General features: G+C 70.4%; 16 protein-coding genes. 7 read left to right on the forward strand and 9 right to left on the reverse strand.

Annotated elements, in window-relative coordinates:
* Positions 1-10: 10 nt before the first annotated feature.
* Genes ELQ39_RS06640 through ELQ39_RS06660 form a run of 5 tightly spaced genes read right to left on the reverse strand, consistent with a single transcriptional unit; the run spans position 11 to position 5,793 of the window.
* Positions 11-694, reverse strand: a complete 684-nt coding sequence (locus ELQ39_RS06640; RefSeq protein WP_242591343.1) for a hypothetical protein — start codon at positions 692-694, stop codon at positions 11-13.
* Complete coding sequence (locus ELQ39_RS06645) at positions 691-2,208, reverse strand: GH39 family glycosyl hydrolase (RefSeq protein ID WP_242591344.1); 1,518 nt, start codon at positions 2,206-2,208, stop codon at positions 691-693. The genes ELQ39_RS06640 and ELQ39_RS06645 overlap by 4 nt, the downstream gene beginning before the upstream one ends.
* Entirely contained in the window at positions 2,205-3,863 is a 1,659-nt protein-coding gene (locus tag ELQ39_RS06650; RefSeq protein WP_225640294.1) for an ABC transporter substrate-binding protein, read from the reverse strand. Before ELQ39_RS06650 ends, ELQ39_RS06645 begins: the two co-directional genes overlap by 4 nt.
* 59 nt (positions 3,864-3,922) lie before the next feature.
* Complete coding sequence (locus ELQ39_RS06655; protein WP_190001211.1) at positions 3,923-4,804, reverse strand: ABC transporter permease subunit; 882 nt, start codon at positions 4,802-4,804, stop codon at positions 3,923-3,925.
* Positions 4,798-5,793 carry an ABC transporter permease gene (locus tag ELQ39_RS06660; protein ID WP_242591345.1) on the reverse strand — a complete coding sequence of 332 codons (996 nt, stop codon included), beginning with the start codon at positions 5,791-5,793 and terminating at the stop codon, positions 4,798-4,800. The genes ELQ39_RS06655 and ELQ39_RS06660 overlap by 7 nt, the downstream gene beginning before the upstream one ends.
* Before the next feature lie 254 nt (positions 5,794-6,047).
* On the opposite strand from ELQ39_RS06660, the gene ELQ39_RS06665 reads away from it, so the two are divergent.
* A complete protein-coding gene (locus ELQ39_RS06665; protein ID WP_242591346.1) occupies positions 6,048-7,040 on the forward strand; it encodes an acetylxylan esterase in 993 nt (330 codons plus the stop codon).
* A gap of 475 nt (positions 7,041-7,515) precedes the next feature.
* Here ELQ39_RS06665 and acnA read toward each other — a convergent pair whose 3' ends face one another.
* The gene (gene acnA / locus ELQ39_RS06670; protein WP_337662992.1) at positions 7,516-10,239 is read right to left on the reverse strand and encodes an aconitate hydratase AcnA; all 2,724 of its coding nucleotides are present in this window, start codon (positions 10,237-10,239) and stop codon (positions 7,516-7,518) included.
* Positions 10,240-10,749: 510 nt separating this feature from the next.
* On the opposite strand from acnA, the gene ELQ39_RS06675 reads away from it, so the two are divergent.
* The 3 genes from ELQ39_RS06675 to ELQ39_RS06685 all read left to right on the forward strand — a co-directional run bounded on the left by ELQ39_RS06675 (position 10,750) and on the right by ELQ39_RS06685 (position 15,069).
* Positions 10,750-10,953 (forward strand): DUF4236 domain-containing protein, encoded by a 204-nt coding sequence (locus ELQ39_RS06675; protein WP_190001207.1) that lies wholly within the window; start codon positions 10,750-10,752, stop codon positions 10,951-10,953.
* Between the two features lie 89 nt (positions 10,954-11,042).
* Positions 11,043-12,572 carry a helix-turn-helix domain-containing protein gene (locus ELQ39_RS06680; RefSeq protein ID WP_006135941.1) on the forward strand — a complete coding sequence of 510 codons (1,530 nt, stop codon included), beginning with the start codon at positions 11,043-11,045 and terminating at the stop codon, positions 12,570-12,572.
* Between the two features lie 1,171 nt (positions 12,573-13,743).
* On the forward strand, positions 13,744-15,069 hold the full coding sequence (locus tag ELQ39_RS06685; RefSeq protein ID WP_242591348.1) for a poly(ethylene terephthalate) hydrolase family protein: 1,326 nt from the start codon (positions 13,744-13,746) through the stop codon (positions 15,067-15,069).
* A 451-nt stretch (positions 15,070-15,520) separates the two neighbouring features.
* Here the strand turns inward: ELQ39_RS06685 and ELQ39_RS06690 are convergent, their stop codons facing one another.
* The 3 genes from ELQ39_RS06690 to ELQ39_RS06700 all read right to left on the reverse strand — a co-directional run bounded on the left by ELQ39_RS06690 (position 15,521) and on the right by ELQ39_RS06700 (position 18,063).
* On the reverse strand, positions 15,521-16,366 hold the full coding sequence (locus ELQ39_RS06690) for a helix-turn-helix transcriptional regulator (protein ID WP_242591349.1): 846 nt from the start codon (positions 16,364-16,366) through the stop codon (positions 15,521-15,523).
* Between the two features lie 128 nt (positions 16,367-16,494).
* Positions 16,495-17,439, reverse strand: coding sequence for an SDR family oxidoreductase (locus tag ELQ39_RS06695; protein ID WP_242591350.1), 945 nt, complete (start codon positions 17,437-17,439; stop codon positions 16,495-16,497).
* Positions 17,440-17,607: 168 nt separating this feature from the next.
* Complete coding sequence (locus tag ELQ39_RS06700; RefSeq protein WP_242591351.1) at positions 17,608-18,063, reverse strand: DUF5707 domain-containing protein; 456 nt, start codon at positions 18,061-18,063, stop codon at positions 17,608-17,610.
* Positions 18,064-18,428: 365 nt separating this feature from the next.
* On the opposite strand from ELQ39_RS06700, the gene ELQ39_RS06705 reads away from it, so the two are divergent.
* From ELQ39_RS06705 to ELQ39_RS06715, 3 genes are read left to right on the forward strand one after another with little or no spacing between them, the layout of a single operon-like run.
* On the forward strand, positions 18,429-18,779 hold the full coding sequence (locus ELQ39_RS06705) for a hypothetical protein (protein WP_242591352.1): 351 nt from the start codon (positions 18,429-18,431) through the stop codon (positions 18,777-18,779).
* Positions 18,776-20,350: a sodium:solute symporter family transporter gene (locus tag ELQ39_RS06710; RefSeq protein ID WP_242591353.1), complete on the forward strand. Its 1,575-nt coding sequence runs from the start codon at positions 18,776-18,778 to the stop codon at positions 20,348-20,350. Before ELQ39_RS06705 ends, ELQ39_RS06710 begins: the two co-directional genes overlap by 4 nt.
* A gap of 58 nt (positions 20,351-20,408) precedes the next feature.
* Positions 20,409-21,017, forward strand: a complete 609-nt coding sequence (locus tag ELQ39_RS06715; protein WP_225625067.1) for a dihydrofolate reductase family protein — start codon at positions 20,409-20,411, stop codon at positions 21,015-21,017.
* Positions 21,018-21,058: the final 41 nt, after the last annotated feature.

A 21,058-nucleotide genomic window follows, 5' to 3' on the forward strand; every position in this document is an offset into this window, starting at 1 on the left:
CCCCGCGGCCTCAGGCCGTGAAGTGCTCCCGGGTCTCCTCGATCACCGGGCGGCCGGCGTGCAGCAGTGACAGCAGCAGCGGCGCGGCGAGCAGGGCGGGCAGCGCCTCCGTGAGCAGCGCGGTGCCGGCGGCCGTGAGGATCAGCAGCGACAGGGCGCCCAGGGTGGTCCGCGGCTGCTGCGCCAGGAAGTACGCGGCGAGGCGTGCGGTGTCGCGGGCGCGGAACGCGAACAGGGCGGTCAGCACCAGCCCGTGCGCGGCCCACAACAGGCTTCCCACGCCGATCAGGGCGAGCAGGAACGCCCACCAGCCGGGCAGTCCGGTGGCCGGGAAGTGCGTGAGGGTGAACGCGATCACCGTGAGCCAGGCGAGCAGCGGCGCCCACAGCTTCAGCGCGGGCACGGCGCCCAGCCGCCAGCCGCGCAGGAAGGCGCGGGACGGGCGGAGTTCGGTGAGGTCGCCGCTGCGGTGGTGCAGGGCGTAGAGGGCCGCGGCGGCGGACGGGCCGAGCGGCAGCAGGCAGAGCGCGGCGAGGGGCAGGTTGGCGGGGTCGGGGGCGAGCAGCAGGAGGCCGGCGAGGCCCGGCGCCGCGGTGAGCAGCAGCAGGGCCTCGACGGTGACGAGCGTGTGGATCAGGGCGGCGGCCCGGGACAGCGGGCCGGTGCCGAAGGCGTCGGCGCGTAGGGTGCTCATGCCGTGTCCGCTCCGAGCAGCCGCCGCTCGTCCCACCAGGGCGGGGTCTCGTCGTCCACCGGGGTCAGCTCGACGAGGGTGACCTCGTGGCGGGCCAGGGTGACGGTGAGGTCCGTCCGGCCGTCCTCGACGAGCAGCCGGGAGTGGCTGCGGGCGGGCTCGGAGGCCTCGCGCAGCATGTCGAGCTGTCCGGGGCGCGGGGAGCGCGGGGATCCCATGCGCCGCCAGGCGGTGTAGGCGTTGCCGTGCTCCTCGTCGACGGTGGAGCGGCGTACGAACATCTCGCCGCGCCCTTCGCCGGCCACGGGGAGGGACAGGCGCAGGGTGTGCCGGTCCGGGCCGGGAGTCCGCCCTGTGGGGTCGACGGGGGCCCAGGCGAGGACCGTGAGCCGGCCGTCGGCGTGTCGGGTCACCAAGTGGTCCTCGCCGCGCGCCAGTCGCTCCTCCCCCATCCGCGCCATGAACGCGTACAGGTGGTAGGTCGGCTTGCGGATCTGCCGGTGGGTGAGCAGGCCGAAGCCGCCGTGGAACAGGGCGGTGGGGATGCCGGTCTCCTCGAAGACGTCACTGAACGTCCAGTAGGAGAAGGAGTCGGCGTGGTCGCCGCCCGCCGCCACCACCGGGGCAAGGTAAGCGGCGTGGAACGCGGTGTCGTGGATCAGGTTGTCGGGCCGGTAGGAGGAGTTGAACTCGGTGATGTGGACCGGGAGTCCGGCCAGGCCGGTGCCCGCGAGGGCCGTGCGCGGCTGGGCGAACTGGTCGAGGAGGGTGCTCGCCGGGGCGAGGGTCTGGTGGGTGCCGAACGGGACGTTCTGCGCGGGCCCGGAGGCGTAGGCGTGCCGGGACACGAAGTCCACGGGCACGTCACGGCGTTCGGCGAACTCAGCGAACCGCTCCAGCCAGCCGTCGGCGGCCGGGGACAGCGCGGGCCCGCCGACCGCCAGCTCCGCGTCCACCTCCTTCACGGTGTGCGCCGTCGCCTCGTACAGCCGGTGGTAGGCCGCCTCGTCGGCGTCCTGCCAGAACGGGGGCAGGTCCGGCTCGTTCCACACCTCGACGGGCCAGGTGCGCACCTCGTCGAGGCCGTAGCGGTCGATCAGGTGGGTGAGGACCGCGCGCACCAGGCGGGTCCACTCCTTCTCGTCGGCGGGCGGGGTGACGTTGCCCTCCCACCAGAACACCGTCTGCGTGCCCGACGCCATCTCCTCGGGCATGAAGCCGAGTTCGAGGAAGGGCCGGATGCCGGTGGCGAGGAGGGCGTCGAACACCTGGTCGAGGTAGGTGAACGAGTGGTGGGTGCGGCGGGCGCCCTGCCACTCGTAGGGGCGGTGGACGCCCATGCCGTCGCTGAGCAGGCCGTGACCCCGCAGATGGCGGAAGCCGATGTCGCGCTGGAGCAGAGCGAGGGAGTCCTGGTAGTCGCGGCGCAGGGCGAGGTCGAGCCGGCCGGTGCCGACGCAGGCGCGCCAGGCGTCGGACAGCCGGCCCGCCGGCTCCAGGGGCACGTGGATCACGCGTTCTCCTTCCGGAAGCGCTCGTACGCCTGGTTGTGCAGCTCGATGTAGCGGTCCATGTTCTTCGCCTCGAGCTCCTTGACGTAGTCCTCCCACTCGGACAGGGGACGCTTGCCGAGGACGAAGCGCAGGGCGTTCTGGGTGACGTGGTCCTTCAGCGGGGTGTCCCAGAGGGTGGCCTGCTCCTGCTCCTCGGCGCGCAGCGGGTGCGGCGGGTCGGTGGGCAGCTCCTTGCGGGCGGCCATCGCGTCGGTGAACTTCTTCTCGTCCGGGCTGAAGGACGAGGACACCAGGGCCCAGCTGCCGCCGTAGGTGAACACGCCGTTGAAGAAGCCGAAGTCCTTCTGCAGGTCCTTCGGGGCGTCCGGGTCGGAGCCCATCAGGGAGATGCCTGGCTCGAGCCGGTATCCGGTGCCGCCGGAGCGGGTGAACGTGGTGTTCTCCACGCCCCACTTGCAGAACTCCTGGCCGGCGTCGGAGTACCAGAGCCAGTCCACGAACTGCATCAGCGCGACGAAGTCGTCCCGCTCCAGCGCCTTGCTGGAGACCATCATGCCGTTCTCCAGGCGTCCGCCGCCCATGACGACCGGTCCCGCCGGACCGAGCGGCACCGGGATCATCTCGATGGTGGCGCCCTTGACCTGCCGCTGGAGGTTGTAGCGGTAGTTCTGCACCAGCTCCTGCGCGTTGGCGCTGATCGCGAAGGACTTCTCCCCCAGCAGCTTCCTGACCGCCTCCTCGTCGGTCTGGGTGAAGCTCTCCGGGTCCATCAGCTTCTCCGCGACCAGCTTGCGCAGGTACTCCACGACCTGGCGGAAGGCGTCGGTGGCGCCGGTGAACACGAACTTCTCCGCCTTGGCGTCCCAGGTGGTGTTGAGGTACGACCAGCCGGCGCGGACGCCGTGCGCCTGCCCGAGGTACTGGAACAACGCGCCCGCCGGGAAGGGGGTGTTGGTGCTCCAGCGGTCGGTGAAGGGGTAGCGGTCCGGGTACTCCTCACGGAGCGCCTTCAGGGTCGTGTACACCTCGTCCCAGGTGGTGGGCAGGGCGAGGCCGTGCTTGTCCAGGACGTCGGTGCGGAAGGACAGCGAGTACTGCTGGCGCACCTTCTGGTGAAGGCCGGGGAGCAGGTAGTAGCGGCCGTCGGACTGGCGCAGCGAGTCGATCTCCGGCCGGAGGTTCCATCTCCTGACCTTCTCCTGGAAGTTGGGCATCAGGTCGATGTACTCGCTGACCGGCAGGATCGCGCCGGAGGAGACGAAGGCGGTCTCCGCGCCCGGGTAGGTCTTGGGGATGAGCAGGGGGGCGTCGCCCGCGCCGATGAGAAGGCTGCGCTTCTTCTCGTAGTCGCTGAGCGGGACCGGGGTGGCGTCCAGGGTGACGCCGGTGCGCCGGGTGAGTTCCTTCCAGAACAGCCAGCTCTCCTTCATCGGGTAGACCGGGTTGTCGTTGTGCAGGACGGTGAAGGTGAGCGGCTCGGTGGCCTTGAACTGCTGTCCGGCGCGATAGTTCTTCATGGCGCCCGTGCGCTTCTTCGACAGGTCCTTGGTGTCCTCGCCGTCGCCGCCGCTGCCGCAGCCGGTGAGGGCTGTGAGGCCGATGAAGCCCGCTGCGGCGAGCATCCGGCGCCGGGAGAGCTGTCCGTCGTTCTTCACGGGGACTCCTGTGACGTGGGGGTTGCCTGAAGGGGGGATGGGTGGAGCGCCGGCGGCCGTCAGCCCTTGACCGCGCCGAGCATCACGCCGGAGACGAAGTAGCGCTGCACGAACGGGTACACACAGAGGATCGGCAGCGAGGTGAGCACGATCGTCACCGCCTGGATGTTGGCGTTGACCTGGGTGAGGCTTTCGGTGCCCGCGCCGGCGGCGGTGCCTCCGGTGGCGCCGGCGAGGAGGTTGCGCAGATACACCGTGACCGGCATCAGCTCGGTGCGGTCCATGTAGAGGAACGCCGAGAACCAGGAGTTCCAGAAGGACACCGAGTAGAACAGCACCATGGTCGCGACGACCGCCTTGGACAGCGGCAGCACGATCCGCAGCAGGATGCCGTAGGTGCTGAGGCCGTCGATCTGCGCTGCCTCCTCCAGCTCCGACGGCAGACTCTCGAAGAAGGCCTTCATCACCAGCAGGTTGAAGACGCTGATCGCGTTCGGCAGGGCGATGGCCCACACGCTGTTCTTCAGCCCGAGGCTGGTGATCAGGACGTAGTTGGGGATGAGGCCGCCGGTGAAGAACATGGTGAACACGGCGATCCCGACCAGCGCCCCGCGGCCCCTGAGGTGGTGCTTGGACAGGACGTAGGCGTAGCAGGTGGTGAGCACCATGGCGACGGCGGTGGCGACGACCGTGTAGAGGACGGTGTTGCCGTAGTTCCGCCAGAACATCGAGTCGGAGAAGACGATCTCGTAGGTGGTGAGGTTGAAGCCCTTGGGCCACAGCGTCACGTCACCGGCGCGGATCTCCTTCTCGCCGCTGAACGAGCGGGCGACGATGTTGACGAACGGGTACAGCGTGATCAGCACGACCAGGGTGAGGATCACGCCGTTGACGCCCTGGAAGACGCGGTACCCCCGGGAGGGGCGGATCGTGCTCACCACAGGCTCGTCCCCACCGTGCGGCGCGACAGCTGGTTGGCGGAGGTGATCAGCACCAGGCCGATGACCGCCTCGAACAGGCCGATGGCGGCGGCGTAACTGAAGCTGTTGGACTCCACACCGGTGCGGTAGAGGTACGTGGAGATCACGTCGGCGGTGGGATATGTCAGCGGGTTGTAGAGCAACAGGACCTTCTCGAAACCGACGGCCAGGAACGTGCCGATGTTGAGGATCAGCAGCGTGATCATGGTGGGGCGGATGCCGGGCAGGGTGACGTGCCAGATCTGCCGCCAGCGGTTCGCGCCGTCGATCCGGGCGGCCTCGTACAGGTCCTCGTCGATGGTGGTGAGCGCGGCGAGGTAGAGGATCGTGCCCCAGCCGGCGGTCTGCCAGATCTCGGATCCGACGTAGACGGTGCGGAACCAGTCGGGCTCCTGGATGAAGCGGATCGGGTCGTGCCCGAACCAGCCGAGGACATGGTTGACCGGGCCGTCCGTGGCGAGCATCTGCATCGTGATGCCGGCGACGATCACGACGGACAGGAAGTGCGGCAGGTACGACACCGACTGCACGAGTCGTTTCAACGACCTGCGGCGGACCTCGTTGAGCAGCAGGGCGAGCACGAGGGGGACGGGGAAGCAGAAGACGAGCGTCAGCCCGCCGATCCACAGGGTGTTGCGGAAGACCTGCCAGAACGTCGGGTCGGACAGGAACATCTCGACGTAGCGCAGGCCCGCCCAGTACTCGCCGAGGATCGACCCGCCCGGTTCGAAGCGGCGGAACGCGATCACGTTGCCGATCATCGGCAGATAGCGGAACACCAGGAAGAACAGCAGCGGCAGCACGGCCAGCGAGTAGAGCTGCCAGTCCCTGCGCAGCGCGCGCCGCCAGTTGGTGGTGGCCGAGGACGACCGGGGGCGCCCGCGGGGCGGGGGCGCGGGCGGCGGCTCCTGGGTGCCCGGAGGTGGAGCGGACGTGGTGGAGCTGCTCATTGCCCGGGCCTCCCGTGCCTGACACAGAACCGAAACTTTCGAGCGCCTGCCGATAACTTCGCGGCAACTTATGAGTCGTAGTAAGCGGTGTCAATGGGTGGTGTGCGCACGACTTTTGTCTCCGACACGGCCGCACGGAAGTCCGGAACGAACCGCTGTGGAACCCGGCCATGATCTGTTACCGTCCCCGAAATTTCCTGCGGTCCGCCCGCAACGATCGGGGGCGCCGGCCGTCCGAGCCTGCGAGGTGCCGCGTGCCCGCCTTCGACCTGCCCCCTGCCGACCTGGAGCGCTACCGTCCGGACGTCGCCGAGCCCGCGGACTTCGACGACTTCTGGAAGCGCACGCTCGAGGAGGCGGCCGGCGCGGGCGACGCGCTGGTCTCCGCCGACCCGGTGGACAACGGGCTGCGGCTCATCCAGACATGGGACGTGGCGTTCCGCGGGTTCGCGGGCGATCCGGTGCGGGGGTGGTTCAGCCGCCCGGCCGGGGTGGGCGAACCCCTCCCGGCCGTGGTGGAGTTCACCGGGTACGGGCGCGGGCGGGGCCTCCCCCACGAGCGGCTCACCTGGGTCAACGCCGGGTACGCACACCTGCTGATGGACAACCGGGGCCAGGGCGACCAGTACGGGTGCGGCGGGGACACCCCCGACCCGCACGCCGGCGCGCCCGGCGGCCCCGGACCGGCCACGCGGGGACTGCTCGACCCGCGCGACCACCACTACCGCCGGCTGATCACCGACGCGGTGCGCGCGGTGGAGGCGGTGCGCACGCTGCCGGGTGTGGACGCCTCCCGGGTCGCGGCGGTCGGCAACAGCCAGGGCGGGGGCGTCGCGCTGGCGGTCGCGGGACTGGTGCCGGACCTCGCGGCGGTCCTGGTCACCGCGCCCTTCCTGTGCGGGATCCGCCGTGCTCTGGACCTCACGGACGCCTCCCCGTACGGCGAGATCAGCGCGTATCTCGCCGTGCACCGGGACGCGGAGGAGGCGGTCCACCGCACCCTGTCCTACGTCGAGGGCATCTCCTTCGCCCGTCGCGCCCAGGCGCCCGCCCACTTCGGCGTGGGCCTGCGCGACACGGTGTGCCCGCCGAGCGGGGCGTACGCGGCGTACAACCGGTATGCGGAGCTGACGGGCGGCCAGGAGGAGAAGGTGCTGCACGCGTACCCGTTCAACGGGCATGAGGGCGGGGACGCGGTGCATGTCCGGCGGCAACTGGGATGGCTGCGCGCGGTGCTGGGCGCGTGAGTGCCCCGGGGGCCGTGAGCGGGCCCGCGCGGCAGAGCACGGCGCGCAGTTCGGAGCGTGGCAGCGTGTCCGGGCGGGTGTGGGTCACGGCGCCCGAGGTCAGAGCCAGGCCGGCCGCCGGCACCGCGGCCAGGACACAGACGAGGACGACGAACAGAACCCTGTCGCCCCTGTGCCGGGCCGTCCTCGCGCCGGGGTCGCTCGGTGACGTGATCATGACACTCCCGTCCGCGACTGTGGGGGCGGACGAGGTGGCGGCGCTCCGGCGACGGGTTCCGGTCCGCCACGCTCATGGGAGCGCTCCCACCTCGTCCGTGACAGGGACGGTAGCGCCGGGGGGCGGGGATGTAAACGGTTACCGCACGTATCGGCCGCGGACGCCGGCGCGGCCCGGGGACGCCCGAGGGCCGCATCCCCGCGCGGGGATGCGGCCCTCGGTCCGCCCTGCCTGCCGCTTGCTCGCGGATCGAGCCGCTTACTTGCGGATCAGGCTGCGCAGCACGTACTGCAGGATGCCGCCGTTGCGGTAGTAGTCGGCCTCACCGGGGGTGTCGATGCGGACGACCGCGTCGAACTCGACACCGGTGTCGGTGGTGACCTTCACCGTGCGCGGGGTGGTGCCCTCGTTGAGCGCGGTGACGCCGGAGACGGAGAAGGTCTCCTCGCCGGTCAGGCCGAGGGACTCGGCGGTGTGGCCCTCGGGGAACTGCAGCGGCAGAACGCCCATGCCGATGAGGTTCGAGCGGTGGATGCGCTCGTACGACTCGGCGATGACGGCCTTGACGCCGAGGAGCGCGGTGCCCTTGGCGGCCCAGTCACGGGAGGAACCGGAGCCGTACTCCTTGCCGGCCAGGACGACCAGCGGGATGCCGGCCTTCTGGTAGTTCTGCGAGGCGTCGTAGATGAAGGAGACCGGGCCGCCGTCCTGCGTGAAGTCGCGGGTGTAGCCGCCCTCGGTGCCCGGCGCGATCTGGTTGCGCAGGCGGATGTTGGCGAAAGTGCCGCGGATCATGACCTCGTGGTTGCCGCGACGGGAGCCGTAGCTGTTGAAGTCACGGCGCTCGATGCCGTGCTCCGTGAGGTACTTGCCTGCCGGGGTGTCGGCCTTGATGGCGCCGGCCGGGGAGATGTGGTCGGTGGTGACCGAGTCGCCCAGCTTGGCCAGCACGCGGGCGCCGGTGATGTCCTCGACCGGGGCCGGCTCCATCTGCATGCCCTCGAAGTACGGGGGCTTGCGGACGTAGGTGGACTCGCTGTCCCACTCGAAGGTGTCGCCGGTCGGAACGGGCAGCGCCTGCCACTGGGCGTCGCCGGCGAAGACGTCGGCGTAGGACTTGGAGAACATGTCCTCGCCGATGGCGTTGGCCACGACGTCGTTGACCTCGGCCTCGGAGGGCCAGATGTCCTTCAGGAAGACCGGGTTGTTGTCCTGGTCGTAGCCGAGGGCCTCGCGGGTGATGTCCACCTTCATGGAACCGGCGATCGCGTAGGCGACGACCAGCGGCGGGGACGCCAAGTAGTTCATCTTGACGTCGGGGTTGATCCGGCCCTCGAAGTTGCGGTTGCCGGACAGCACCGAGGTGACGGCCAGGTCGTGCTCGTTGACGGCCTTGGAGACCTCCTCCGGCAGCGGGCCGGAGTTGCCGATGCAGGTGGTGCAGCCGTAACCGACCAGGTTGAAGCCGACCTTGTCGAGGTAGGGGGTCAGGCCCGCCTTCTCGAAGTAGTCGGTGACGACCTTGGAGCCCGGGGCGAGGGTGGTCTTCACCCACGGCTTGCGGGTCAGGCCCTTCTCCACCGCCTTCTTGGCCACCAGCGCGGCGGCGACCATGACGTACGGGTTGGAGGTGTTGGTGCAGGAGGTGATGGCCGCGACCGTCACCGCGCCGTGGTCCAGGGTGTAGGTCGTGCCGTCGGGGGCGGTGACCTCGACCGGGTGGGAGGGGGCGCCGTTGGAGATGGCCGGGGCGTCGGAGGCCGGGAAGGACTCCTTGCTGGCCTCGTCGACGTCGCCGCCGTCCTTGACGTAGTTGCGTACGTCCTGGGCGAACTGGGCCTTGGCGTCGGCGAGGACGATGCGGTCCTGCGGGCGCTTCGGGCCGGCGATGGACGGGACGACCGTGGCCAGGTCCAGCTCGAGCTTCTCGGAGAAGTCCGGCTCGGCCGTCGGGTCCAGCCAGAGGCCCTGCTCCTTGGCGTACGCCTCGACCAGGGCGACCTGCTGCTCGGAGCGGCCGGTCAGACGGAGGTAGCTCAGGGTCTCGTCGTCGATCGGGAAGATCGCCGCGGTGGAGCCGAACTCCGGGGACATGTTGCCGATGGTCGCGCGGTTGGCGAGGCTCGTGGCGGCCACACCCTCGCCGTAGAACTCGACGAACTTGCCGACGACGCCGTGCTTGCGCAGCATCTCGGTGATGGTGAGCACCAGGTCGGTGGCGGTGGTGCCGGGCTGCAGCTCACCGGTGAGCTTGAAGCCGACGACGCGCGGGATCAGCATGGAGACCGGCTGGCCGAGCATGGCCGCCTCGGCCTCGATGCCGCCGACGCCCCAGCCGAGGACGCCGAGGCCGTTGACCATCGTGGTGTGCGAGTCGGTGCCGACCAGGGTGTCGGGGTACGCCTTGCCGTCACGGATCATGACGACGCGGGCCAGGTGCTCGATGTTCACCTGGTGGACGATGCCGGTGCCGGGCGGGACGACCTTGAACTCGTCGAACGCGGTCTGGCCCCAGCGCAGGAACTGGTAGCGCTCCTTGTTGCGGCCGTACTCCAGGTCGACGTTCTGCTTGAAGGCGTCGTTGGTGCCGAACTTGTCGGCGATGACGGAGTGGTCGATGACCAGCTCGGCCGGGGCCAGCGGGTTGATCTTGGCCGGGTCGCCGCCGAGCTCCTTCACGGCCTCACGCATCGTGGCGAGGTCGACGACACAGGGCACGCCGGTGAAGTCCTGCATGATCACGCGGGCCGGCGTGAACTGGATCTCCTGCGACGGCTGCGCCTGGGAGTCCCAGCCGCCCAGGGCGCGGATGTGGTCGGCGGTGATGTTCGCGCCGTCCTCGGTGCGGAGGAGGTTCTCCAGCAGCACCTTCAGGCTGTAGGGAAGGCGCGCGGAGCCCTCGACCTTGTCCAGCCGGAAGATCTCGTACGACTCGTCGCCCACCTGCAGCGTGCTGCGGGCGTCGAAGCTGTTCGCCGACACGACAGTCTCCTTCATTGATGTGCGCGTACCACCGTCAATCGTGCCGCCACGCCGGCTTGGCCGTTCCGGTGAGGTCAGGCTAAGTTAGGTAGGCCTAACTCGCGTGGCGACCGCGGTGCGCCTCGGCAGATATCTCGATGTCGAGATAACTCTAGTACACGGGCGCGGAATGGTCATGCCCGGGTTCCGGTGCGCCCTTCCCGTGCCCTCTCGGGCACGCCTTCGCCCTTCCCTTCCTTCGCTTCCCCCACCCTCCCGCCGCGGGCGGCTCGGCGCCACGGCTGACACGGCCGGCGGCGCCGTGCCGGCCGACGAGGACGGGCGGCCGTGACGGCCGACGAGGACGGGCGGCCGTGACGGCCGACGAGGACGGGCGGCCGTGACGGCTGACGGGCGCCATGACGGCCGTGACGGCCGCCGGCGGCTGCCATGACGGCCGCGGACCGGGGTATCCGACTGAGACACAGTCAGTCACGGCAGGCCCGAACGGGCCCGACCAGGGAGGCGAGGATGCCCCTCACGTTCCGTAAGAGTTTCCGGATCCTTCCGGGAGTGCGGCTGAACATCAACAAGAAGTCGTGGTCCATCACCACCGGCGGGAAGAACGGACCCCGGCACACGCGGAGCAGTACCGGACGTCGTACGACATCGATGGATTTGCCCGGACCTTTCGGGTGGCGGCGCACCACCCGCAGCAGCCGGACCAGCGGATAGCCGGGGCGCATTGACGTCACATCACCCGACTGTCACCCGAACGGACCCCCCAAGAGGTGCCATCTCATATCTGAGATAGCCTCAACCTCATGGCAGACGACTACCTCGTACGCATCGGCAAGCTCATCCGTGACGCCAGGCAGCACCGCGGCTGGACACAAACCCAGCTCGCGGAGGCTCTGGGCACCAGTCAGAGCGCCGTCAACCGGATCGAGCGCGGCAACCAGAACATCAGCCTTGAGATGATCGCCCGCATCGGCGAGGCGCTGGACAGTGAGATCGTCTCCCTCGGCTACGCCGGTCCGATGCATCTGCGTGTGGTGGGCGGCCGCCGGCTCTCCGGCGCCATCGACGTGAAGACGAGCAAGAACGCGTGCGTGGCACTGCTGTGCGCGTCGCTGCTCAACAGCGGCCGCACGGTGCTGCGCCGCGTCGCCCGCATCGAGGAGGTGTACCGCCTCCTGGAGGTGCTGAACTCCATCGGCGTGCGCACCCGCTGGATCAACGACGGCGTCGACCTGGAGATCGTGCCGCCCGCCGAGCTGGACCTCGCGGCGATCGACGCGGAGGCGGCCCGCCGCACCCGCTCGATCATCATGTTCCTCGGCCCGCTGCTGCACCGCATGGACCGCTTCATGCTGCCGTACGCCGGCGGGTGCGACCTCGGCACGCGCACGGTGGAGCCGCACATGATCGCGCTGCGCCGGTTCGGCCTGGACATCGCGGCGACGGAGGGCCAGTACCACGCGGTGGTCGACCGCGCCGTCGCCCCGGACCGTCCCATCGTGCTGACCGAGCGCGGGGACACGGTCACCGAGAACGCGCTGCTGGCCGCGGCGCGGCACGACGGCACGACCGTCATCCGCAACGCGTCCTCCAACTACATGGTCCAGGACCTGTGCTTCTTCCTGGAGGCGCTGGGCGTCAAGGTCGACGGCATCGGCACGACGACGCTGACCGTGCACGGTGTGCCGAAGATCGACGTGGACGTGGACTACTCCCCCTCCGAGGACCCGGTCGAGGCGATGAGCCTGGTGGCTGCCGCGGTGGTGACGGAGTCGGAGCTGACGGTCCGCCGGGTGCCGATCGAGTTCCTGGAGATCGAGCTGGCGGTCCTGGAGGAGATGGGCCTCGACCACGACCGCACGCCGGAGTACTTCGCGGACAACGGCCGTACGCGGCTGGTGGACCTGACCGTCCGGCCCTCCAAGCTGGAGGCGCCGATCGACAAGATCCACCCGATGCCGTTCCCGGGCCTGAACATCGACAACGTGCCGTTCTTCGCGGCGATCGCGGCGGTGGCGCAGGGCAAGACCCTCATCCACGACTGGGTCTACGACAACCGCGCGATCTACCTGACCGACCTCAACCGCCTGGGCGGCCGCCTGCAGTTGCTGGACCCGCACCGCGTCCTGGTCGAGGGCCCGACCCGCTGGCGCGCGGCCGAGATGATGTGCCCGCCGGCCCTGCGCCCGGCCGTGGTCGTCCTCCTCGCCATGATGGCGGCGGAAGGGACGTCGGTGCTGCGCAACGTGTACGTCATCAACCGCGGTTACGAGGACCTGGCGGAGCGGCTGAACTCGATCGGGGCGCAGATCGAGATCTTCCGGGACATCTGACCGTCGTGGTGTCGTGCCTCTTGGAGGCAAGGGGCACGACACCTCAACATGTAAGCCCGTGTGGGACAAGGCCCTCGCGCTCGGCCCGGGCGATCGTGTCGGCGGCCCGGGCTTCGTATGGTGGGCCGCCGCAGCAGGCGGCAGGCGCAATCCCTCGTTCTGGATCAGCTGATCGCCGCAGCCGACCGCAGAGCGGTCCGGAGCCTCCCCTTCCTGGCGTGGAACAGTTTCGGACAGCGAGCGGGCAGATCGATTTCGTTGAGTTTCGGAAGTGACACCCTGCGGGAGCGCCGATAAACCGGTACCTGTTTCCCGCATCGTCGGCCCCCGCTTCGGATTTCGATAATATTTCGTAGCTCCTCACGCTTCACTCAAGAGCGACCTCTTCGAACGTCACCTCAGAGCCGCGGCAAATGTGACCGACAGGCGCCACATCCCGCGATTGACACCCCGTCAGCCCCAACCTACTCTCCGTTCAGGTCGGCGAACGTTGAACGATATATCGAACAATCGTCAGGCGGGCCGGTGGGACGTCCCAAGAGACGATCGCTCACATCGGTCCCAGCGTCGGTCAGGAGCCGCCCCGACACGGCTGGACTCCGGACCGTGGTCCACCAGCACGCGTCGCCCGCCCGTACACCTCCACTGATCGCCGCCTTCCGCACTTCAGCGCCAGCGCGAACACAGAAGAGGAATCCCATGGGTAGCATCACACGCCGTCACACGATGTCATCGCCGCCCGGACCGCGCACGCGGCCAACGTGGCGCGTCACGGCGCTCTCCACCTCGTCGGCGCCGCCGGCGCACGGAGTCCGGCGTACACCGGCTTCACCGACCGGACCATGACCATCGGCCCCTGAAACATCCAGCTCCATCACCAGGGTCTGAAACCCGGACGGCGGCGACTACGCCCGACTCCCCTGCCGTCCCGGCCTCGCCACCACCTGCTCTCCCTGCTGGAAACGGCGGCCCGATACGGCTGCCCGCTTGTGAGAGCAGACGCGATCGGCCGGGCGGATCCGCTCTCCGTCCGTGGAATCCGACGACTTCCCACCGAGGGGGGCTGAGGGCTTCAGCCGCTGGCCCGCGAGCCCGCTCACCTCCTGGCAGACCCGCCACCCCGGAACCCCCCTGTCCAGCCACACCATCCGACAAGGAGCACAACATGGCCATGAACAGGCGTACCTTCCTGGGACTGGGCGCAGCCGGAGCCGTGGCCGCCGTCCATGCGTACGGCACCACCGCGGCAACGGCATCCTCGCTCGCCCCGGCAGCCGCGCCGACCCAGCGCTTCGCCATCGGGGTGAGGGAGTACGCCTGGAGCCGCGGCAGCCGTCGGCTGACCACCCGGATCTTCTACCCCGCCACCGGCACACCGGGCGGCGCTCCCGTCGTCAACGCCCCCATCGCGGACGGCGTCTTCCCCATCTGTGAGTTCAGCCACGGCCTCGGCGGCAACCCGGAGAGCTACGCACCCCTGGTCCGGCCCCTGGCCGAGGCAGGATTCGTCGTCCCCGCACCCGTCTTCCCCACGACCTCCAGCGGCACCCAGGGCAACGTCCAGGACGTCTACAACGGCAACCAGTCCATGGACGTCTCCCAGGTCATCACCAACACCCTCGCCCTCAACACCACGGCCGGCGACCCGCTCGCCGGGCACCTCGACACCGGAACCGGCGTCGGCGTCGCGGGCCATTCGCTGGGCGGCATGACCACCCACGGGCTGCTGACGGCCTGGCCGGACAGCCGGATAGCCGCCGCCGTCCCCTTCGCCTGTGTCGACATGGGCAACCCCAGCAGCACGGTCGCCGCCAAGGTCCTCTTCGTCCACGGCGATCAAGACACCCTCACGCAGTACTCCTCCGCCCGCCAGGCGTACGGGGAACTTCCCGCGCCCAAGGCGTTCCTCACCCACCGCGGCACGGGCCACGATCAGTACATATGGAGCGGCTACAACCACACCCAGACCGTCGCCACCTACGTGGACTGGATGCGCTGGAGTCTCTACGGCGACACCGCCGCCCGCGACCGCCTCCCCGCCGACGCCACCTCCAACACCAGCACCACCACCTGGGAAGCCGTCCTCACCCCCCTCCCCACCGGGCGGATCGTCAGCCTCCGATCCCGGGCCAACAACCAGTATGTGTGCGCGGAGAACGCCGGAACCGACCCACTCATCGCCAACCGAACCGCCATCGGCGACTGGGAACGATTCGACCTGCTCGACCTCGGCGGAGGCGCCGTCGCACTGCGCGCCCACGTCAACGGCCGGTACGTCTGCGCCGAGAACGCCGGTGCCAACGCGCTCATCGCCAACCGCACCGCCGTCGGACCCTGGGAGACCTTCCAGCGCGTGAACAACTCCGACGGCACCACCAGCCTGCGCGCACAGGCCAACAGCCTGTACGTCTGCGCCGGGAACGCCGGAACCGCCCCGCTCATCGCCAACCGCACAACGATCGGCCCCTCCGAGTCGTTCGACCTCGTCAACGTCTGACCGGCCGCGGAGGAGGAGCGCGAACCCCCGCGGGCGATCCGTCATACACCTGCTCAGAAGTTGTCGTCAGACTCCGATTCGTACATGGAACGGCTCTGGACACCCTGCACAGCGGCAGCCCCCGACCTGACGGTGACCCTCGAAGCCGGCCGTCACTCGCTGACCCTCGAGGTGCGTGACCAGGGGCGGTGGCGGGACCGGTCCGCGCCGCGCTGCGAGGCGACCGACATGGACGCGGAATTCGGACGCGGACAGAGCGAACCTGCAGCAGGTCAACGACTCACGGCAGTCGGACGGCGCAGGTCACAGCCTTGGCCGGTCTCTCCCCGGGACATCTGAGCGACGGCCGCCGCCGCACCCCGTCCGGCCTGCGGTTCAGCGGGTCAGGAAGGGGTGCGGCGGCGTCTCCGGGACGTCTCCGGTGCCTGTCTGGGTCATTTCTGGGACCGGCTCAATGCAGCCTCGTCCGCGGCCCCATCACGGACAGCAGTTGCAGCTTCTCGTGACTCTCGCTGCCGGGAACGGCGGTGTAGACGAGCAGCAGATGCGACTGGTCGGGATCGAGAAGCGTCTGGCAGCTCAGCTCCATGATGCCGAGCCCGGGGTGGTTGAAGCGTTTTACCTCGCGGGGGCGGAGGCCGATCTCGTGGTCGTTCCACACGTCCTTGAACTCCTCGCTCTGCGCCAGGAGCAGGTCGGCGAGGTGGGCCGCCCGGGAGCCGGGGCCCCGCCGGGTGGCCAGGGCGCGCAGGCCCGAGGCGAACAGGCGGCTGAGGTAGGCGTGTTCGTCGTCGGCGTAGAGCTCACGGGTGGCGGGGTCGGTGAACCAGCGGTAGCCGAGGCTGCGGGCCGGGCCCTGGTAGAGGGTCAGGTCGCCGGTGAGGGCGACGCCGAGGGGAGTCTGCCGCAGGGTTTCGCCGAGCTCGGTGACGATCTCGGCGGGGGTGTCCTGAAGGCGGTCGAAGATGCGCAGCAGACCGGGGCTGATGTGTTCGCTGGCCGGGCCGCGCGCGGGCGGGTTGTGGCCGGCGAGACGGAACAGGTGGTCGCGCTCGTCGAGGGAGAGGTGGAGCCCTTGCGCGATGGAGGCGATCATCTGTTCGGACGGCCGGGGTCCGCGCTCCCTCTCGAGACGCGCGTAGTAGTCGGTCGACATACTGCACAGCAGGGCGGCTTCTTCCCTCCGCAGCCCGCTGGTCCGGCGGCGTCGCCCGCGAGGCAGGCCGACGTCCTCGGGTTGCAGCGCCGCCCGGCGGCTGCGGAGGAACTCCGCCAGTCCGCTCCGGTCGATCTCCATGCCGCACCTCCTTCCGTCCCGGTTCACTTCTACCGGCCGTGGACGCGCGTATCCACGGCCTGCCGGTCCCCCCTTACGGGTCCCCCCGTACGACCTTCCCGTGCGGCGAGCGTCCGGCGAAGCTCCGCTCAGCTGTCGGGGAAGCGGACCTCGGCGAGCTGCTGGGAGATCTGCCAGACGCGCGCGGCGTCCTCGGCGCTGCGCAGGGGACGCCACAGCGCCTGCTGCCCGGGGGCTCCGCCGAGCCTGCCGGGACCCTGGGGCCCGTAGAACAGCTCACCCCGGGCGTCCGGCGAGGTGGCGGCGTACAGGGCGGGGAGCATCGCGGTCCGTGGCGTGCCGAGGAGGATGCCGCGCCGGGACAACGCCTTGATCACGCGGAAGGCGACAGTGTCGCTGCCGCGCCCGATCTCCGGGCGGGCGGCCAGCAGGCTCGTCGGGGCGACGCCGGGATGCGCGATGTTACTGGTGATGCCCCAGCCGTGGGCACGGCTGCGCCGGTCGAGCTCGAGCCCGAACAGGCCGCCCGCGATCTTCGACTGCCGGTAGGCGCGCGCGCCGTCGTAGGAGCGTTCGAAGTTCAGGTCGTCCCAGTTGATGGCGCCGCTGCGCGCGGCGATGCTGCTCTGTGAGGTCACCCGCGCACCGCCGGCCCGCAGCAGGGGCAGCAGGTGGGCGACGAGGGCGACGTGGCCGAGGTGGTTCGTGCCGAACTGGAGCTCGAAGCCGTCAGCGGTCGTCCGCCGGTCGGGCGGGGTCATGACGCCGGCGTTGTTGACGAGGATGTGGATCGGCCGCCCCTCGTCCGCCAGCGTCTTGCCGAGCGCCGCGACGGAGCTCAGCGAGGACAGGTCGAGCTCGCGCAGCGACACGTCGGCGGCGGGACTGCTCTCACGGATCTTGGCGATCGCCGCCTCTCCCTTGCGCGGGTTGCGGACAGGCATGACGACCTCGGCGCCGGCCGCCGCGAGTCGCGCCGCCAGCTCCAGCCCCACGCCGTCGCTGGCTCCGGTGACGACGGCGCGCCGGCCGGACAGGTCGGGGACGGTGATGTCGATGGGCTTGCGTGGCATGTCGGCTCCTCAACGGTGTGTCGTTGCCTCCCACCGTGACAGGGAACGACGTCCGCATTCAGGGCCGCTCGAACCACTGACCGGCGATCCGAGGATCCGGCAGCCGCGCTCGACGGCGTCCCGTACGCCCTCGGCAACGGGCACGGGACGGTCCCTCCCCCGACCGCGCTACTGGACGGTGAAGTCGGCCGCCTCCGGGTCAAGGGTGCTGGAACCGTCGTCCGCGGTGGCCAGGACCGCGACGTGCCACAGGCCGCCCGGCGACGCGTCGGCGTCGGTGGCGGTGACGGGGACGGTGTAGGTGCAGCGGGCGGTGTCGTGGCCGGAGGGCTCGCAGGTGGCGGATTCCGCCGCGGCCATGTCCTTCGCGGTCGGCTTCTGCCGGGCGAGGGAGGAGTTCTCGGGGTAGGCCAGAATCGTGACGCTCTCGACGCCCGAGGAGGCGGCGACGTCGGTGGTGAACGTGAGCGAGCCGTCGCGGTCGACGCGGGGAGCGGTGTACCGCGCCACGCTGTCGCCCAGAGCCGGCGGCTGCTCGTCCGCGTGAGCGAGAGCGAAGGCTCCGGCACCAGCGGCGAGGACCACGGCACCTGCGAAAACGGACAGAGTCACACGAGGCGACATCACGATTCCCCCACGTCATCGGTCGAGCCGGGCGGCGCTCCACGGCCGCCCTTCCTTGCCGTCGATCCTCGCCGGGCGGGGAAGCACGGACAATGAGCGCGGATACTCACCGCGGCCTGAGTAAGTGACCGCTGGGCGTGTTGAGTGGGGCCGGCGTGCCGCTCACTGACGCCGTCACGCATGTGAAATCCCCGCCCCCGCAGTGCCCGTGCACTGTCCGCGCCGCCTCCCGTTGGGTGCCGGAACAACATGGCCTCCGAGGCGCTCCGTGGTGCGGTGTGGGTCTGGTTGACTCCGGCGCTCACCCCCACACCGTGCCCGCGCCCCTGTCGGGGGTGCCCGAGCAGCATGAGCGGAGTCGCCCCATGTCCTTCGGACAGCAGCCCTGGTCCGGGCCGCCGCCGCACCACCATCCCGACCCGTGGTCGGCCCCCACCCGGCCTCCCGCCGAGCACGAGCGTGACGACGTCGAGGCGGCGGCGCGCCTGAGCGTCGGGCGGCGGATCGGGGCCCGGATCGCCGTCGTGTGGTTGGTCTACGTGACGGGCGCCGCGCTCGTGCCGGGCGTGTACGGCACGCCGGTCGCCGGGACCGTGAGTCTCGGGGCCGTGCTCGCCCTGGTGCCGCTCGGGGTCGGGGTGCACGGGGTCGTCGCGTACGGGCGCCGGGTCGACCGGGTCACGGCGGCCGATGCCGAACACCGGAGGTGGTCGTGACCGAGCTGCTCGACTCCTCCTCACGGTCGCTCGTCTTCGCCGTGTTCTCCGTGTTCGTCGTCATCTGTCTGATGCTGTGCGTCGTCACCGGCGCCGACGAGGACGACCGCGCTCTCGTGCGGTCCGACAGCCGGCGGCTGCGCTCCTGGCAGCAGGGCATCGCGATGGGCGGTGACACCACGACCGTCGCGACCGTCACCGTGCTGGTGGGCATGGTCGCCACGACCGGGTTCGACGGGCTCGGCGTCATGCTGGGCAGCCTCGTCGGGGTGCTGCTCTTCCTCGTGCTCGTCGTCGAGCCGTTGCGGGCGCACGCCTCGCTCACCACGCCGGATCTGCTGGACGCGCGCGGCAGCGGCGGGCCCGGTGTGCGGGTGGCGTGGGGTGTGGTGACGCTGCTGGTCTGTTTCCCCCTGCTGGTCGTGCAGCTGGTGGTGGTCGGGAATGTCGCCGCCGCCCTGCTCGGGCAGCCGGGAGCCCGGACCGGGTGCATCGTCGTCATCGGCTGTGTGATGACCGCGCTGGCCGTCAGCGGCGGGATCCGGGGCACGGGCGTGGTGATGATTACCAAGTCGGCGATCGCGCTGCCCGTGCTGGTGGTCGCGGCCCTGCTCGTTCTGCACCGCTTCGGCGGGGACCTGGGGCGGCTGCTCGACGCGGCCGCCGCCGGGTCCGGGACGGGTGAGGCGTTCCTGCGGCCGGGCGGCTACACGGGCGACGGGTGGGTCGGGGCGGTGAACCGGGTCGGGCAGATCTTCGGCATGACCATGGCCACGCTCGCCATGCCCGCCGTGCTGATGCGGGCCATCGCGACGAAGAGCCCGCGCGGGGCGCGGACCGTGGGCCGCTGGATGCTCGGTGAGCTGGTCCTGCTGTACGGGGCTCTCGCCGTCGTCGGTGTGGGTGCGGCGGCGCTGGTCGGCGGGGTGCTGCGGGAGGCCGGACCGTCGGCGCAGGTGTTCACGCCGCTGCTGCTGGGACGGGCGCTGGACGACGGCGGCCTCCTGGTCGCGGCCCTCGCCTGCGTCCTCTTCCTCACCGCGCTGGCCGCCGTCGTGGACGTCACCCTCGCCGCCGGGATCACCCTCGGCCGGGACGTACTGGCCGCTTCCGGTGACCGGCCGGCCGGGCGGCTCGACGGCACCGCGTCGCGCTGGTCGGCCGCGCTGACCGGGCTGGCCGCCGCGGCCGTGGCCGTCGTCTGCGCCGACTGGAACCTCGTCGTGGTCTCCACGCTCTGGCTCGCCCTCTGCGGCGCGGCACTCGCGCCGGTCCTGCTGTACGCCCTGTACTGGCCGGGGTTCACCGCCCGCGGCGCGCTGTGGTGCCTGTGGGGAGCGACCGCGGTGTGCGTGGTCGCGCTCGCCGTGTCGCCGTACGTGTCGGGTGCGCCCGGGGCGATCATGCCCGGGCACGACTTCCGGCTGTGGGACGTGACGATCCCGGGGGTGGTGACCGTGCCGGCCGGGTTCCTGCTGGGCTGGCTGGGCAGCGTCACGGACCGGCGGCGCCGGACGGGCGGGGCGGGGCGGCCGTCCGGAGTCACTTCTTCGCGTGCCGTCCGGCGATGAGTTCCGGGGACTGCCACGGTCGTAACCGGTACACGGACCGACAGCACAGGAGGACCCCATGTCCCGCAAGATCGTGGCCAGCGTGTTCATCTCGCTCGACGGCGTCGTCGAGGCGCCCGACCAGTGGCACTTCCCCTACTTCAACGACGAGATGGGCGCGGCCGTGGGCGCGGGTCTGAGCAACGCCGACACCATGCTCTTCGGCCGCGTGACGTACGACAGCTTCGCCGGCGCCTGGCCGGAGCGGGAGTCCGCGGGCGGGGAGGACGCGGGCTTCGCCAAGCAGCTCGGCGACATGCGGAAGATCGTGTTCTCCCGCAGCCCCCTCGACTTCCGGTGGCGCAACTCCGAGCAGGCGCAGGGCGACGTCGCGGAGGTGGCCGCCGCGCTGAAGCGGGAGCCGGGCGGCGACATCGGGCTGAGCGGCTCGATCTCGATCATCCGGCAGCTGCTCGCCGCCGGACTGCTGGACGAGCTGCAGCTCCTCGTGCACCCGATCGCCGTGCGCAAGGGGATGCGTCTGTTCGACGAGGGGGAGTCCTCCGTGCCGCTGAAGCTGCTGAAGTCGGAGACGTTCGGCACGGGTGTGCTGAACCTGGTGTACGGGCCGGACACGGCTCCGCCGACGGGGGGTTACGAGGAGGCGGTGGCTTCGCTCGGGGAGTAGGGGGGACCGACGTCACGCCCACCTCAAGACCACCTTCGTAC

This window comes from Streptomyces sp. GB4-14 (assembly GCF_022696125.1).
GTDB lineage: Bacteria > Actinomycetota > Actinomycetes > Streptomycetales > Streptomycetaceae > Streptomyces > Streptomyces werraensis.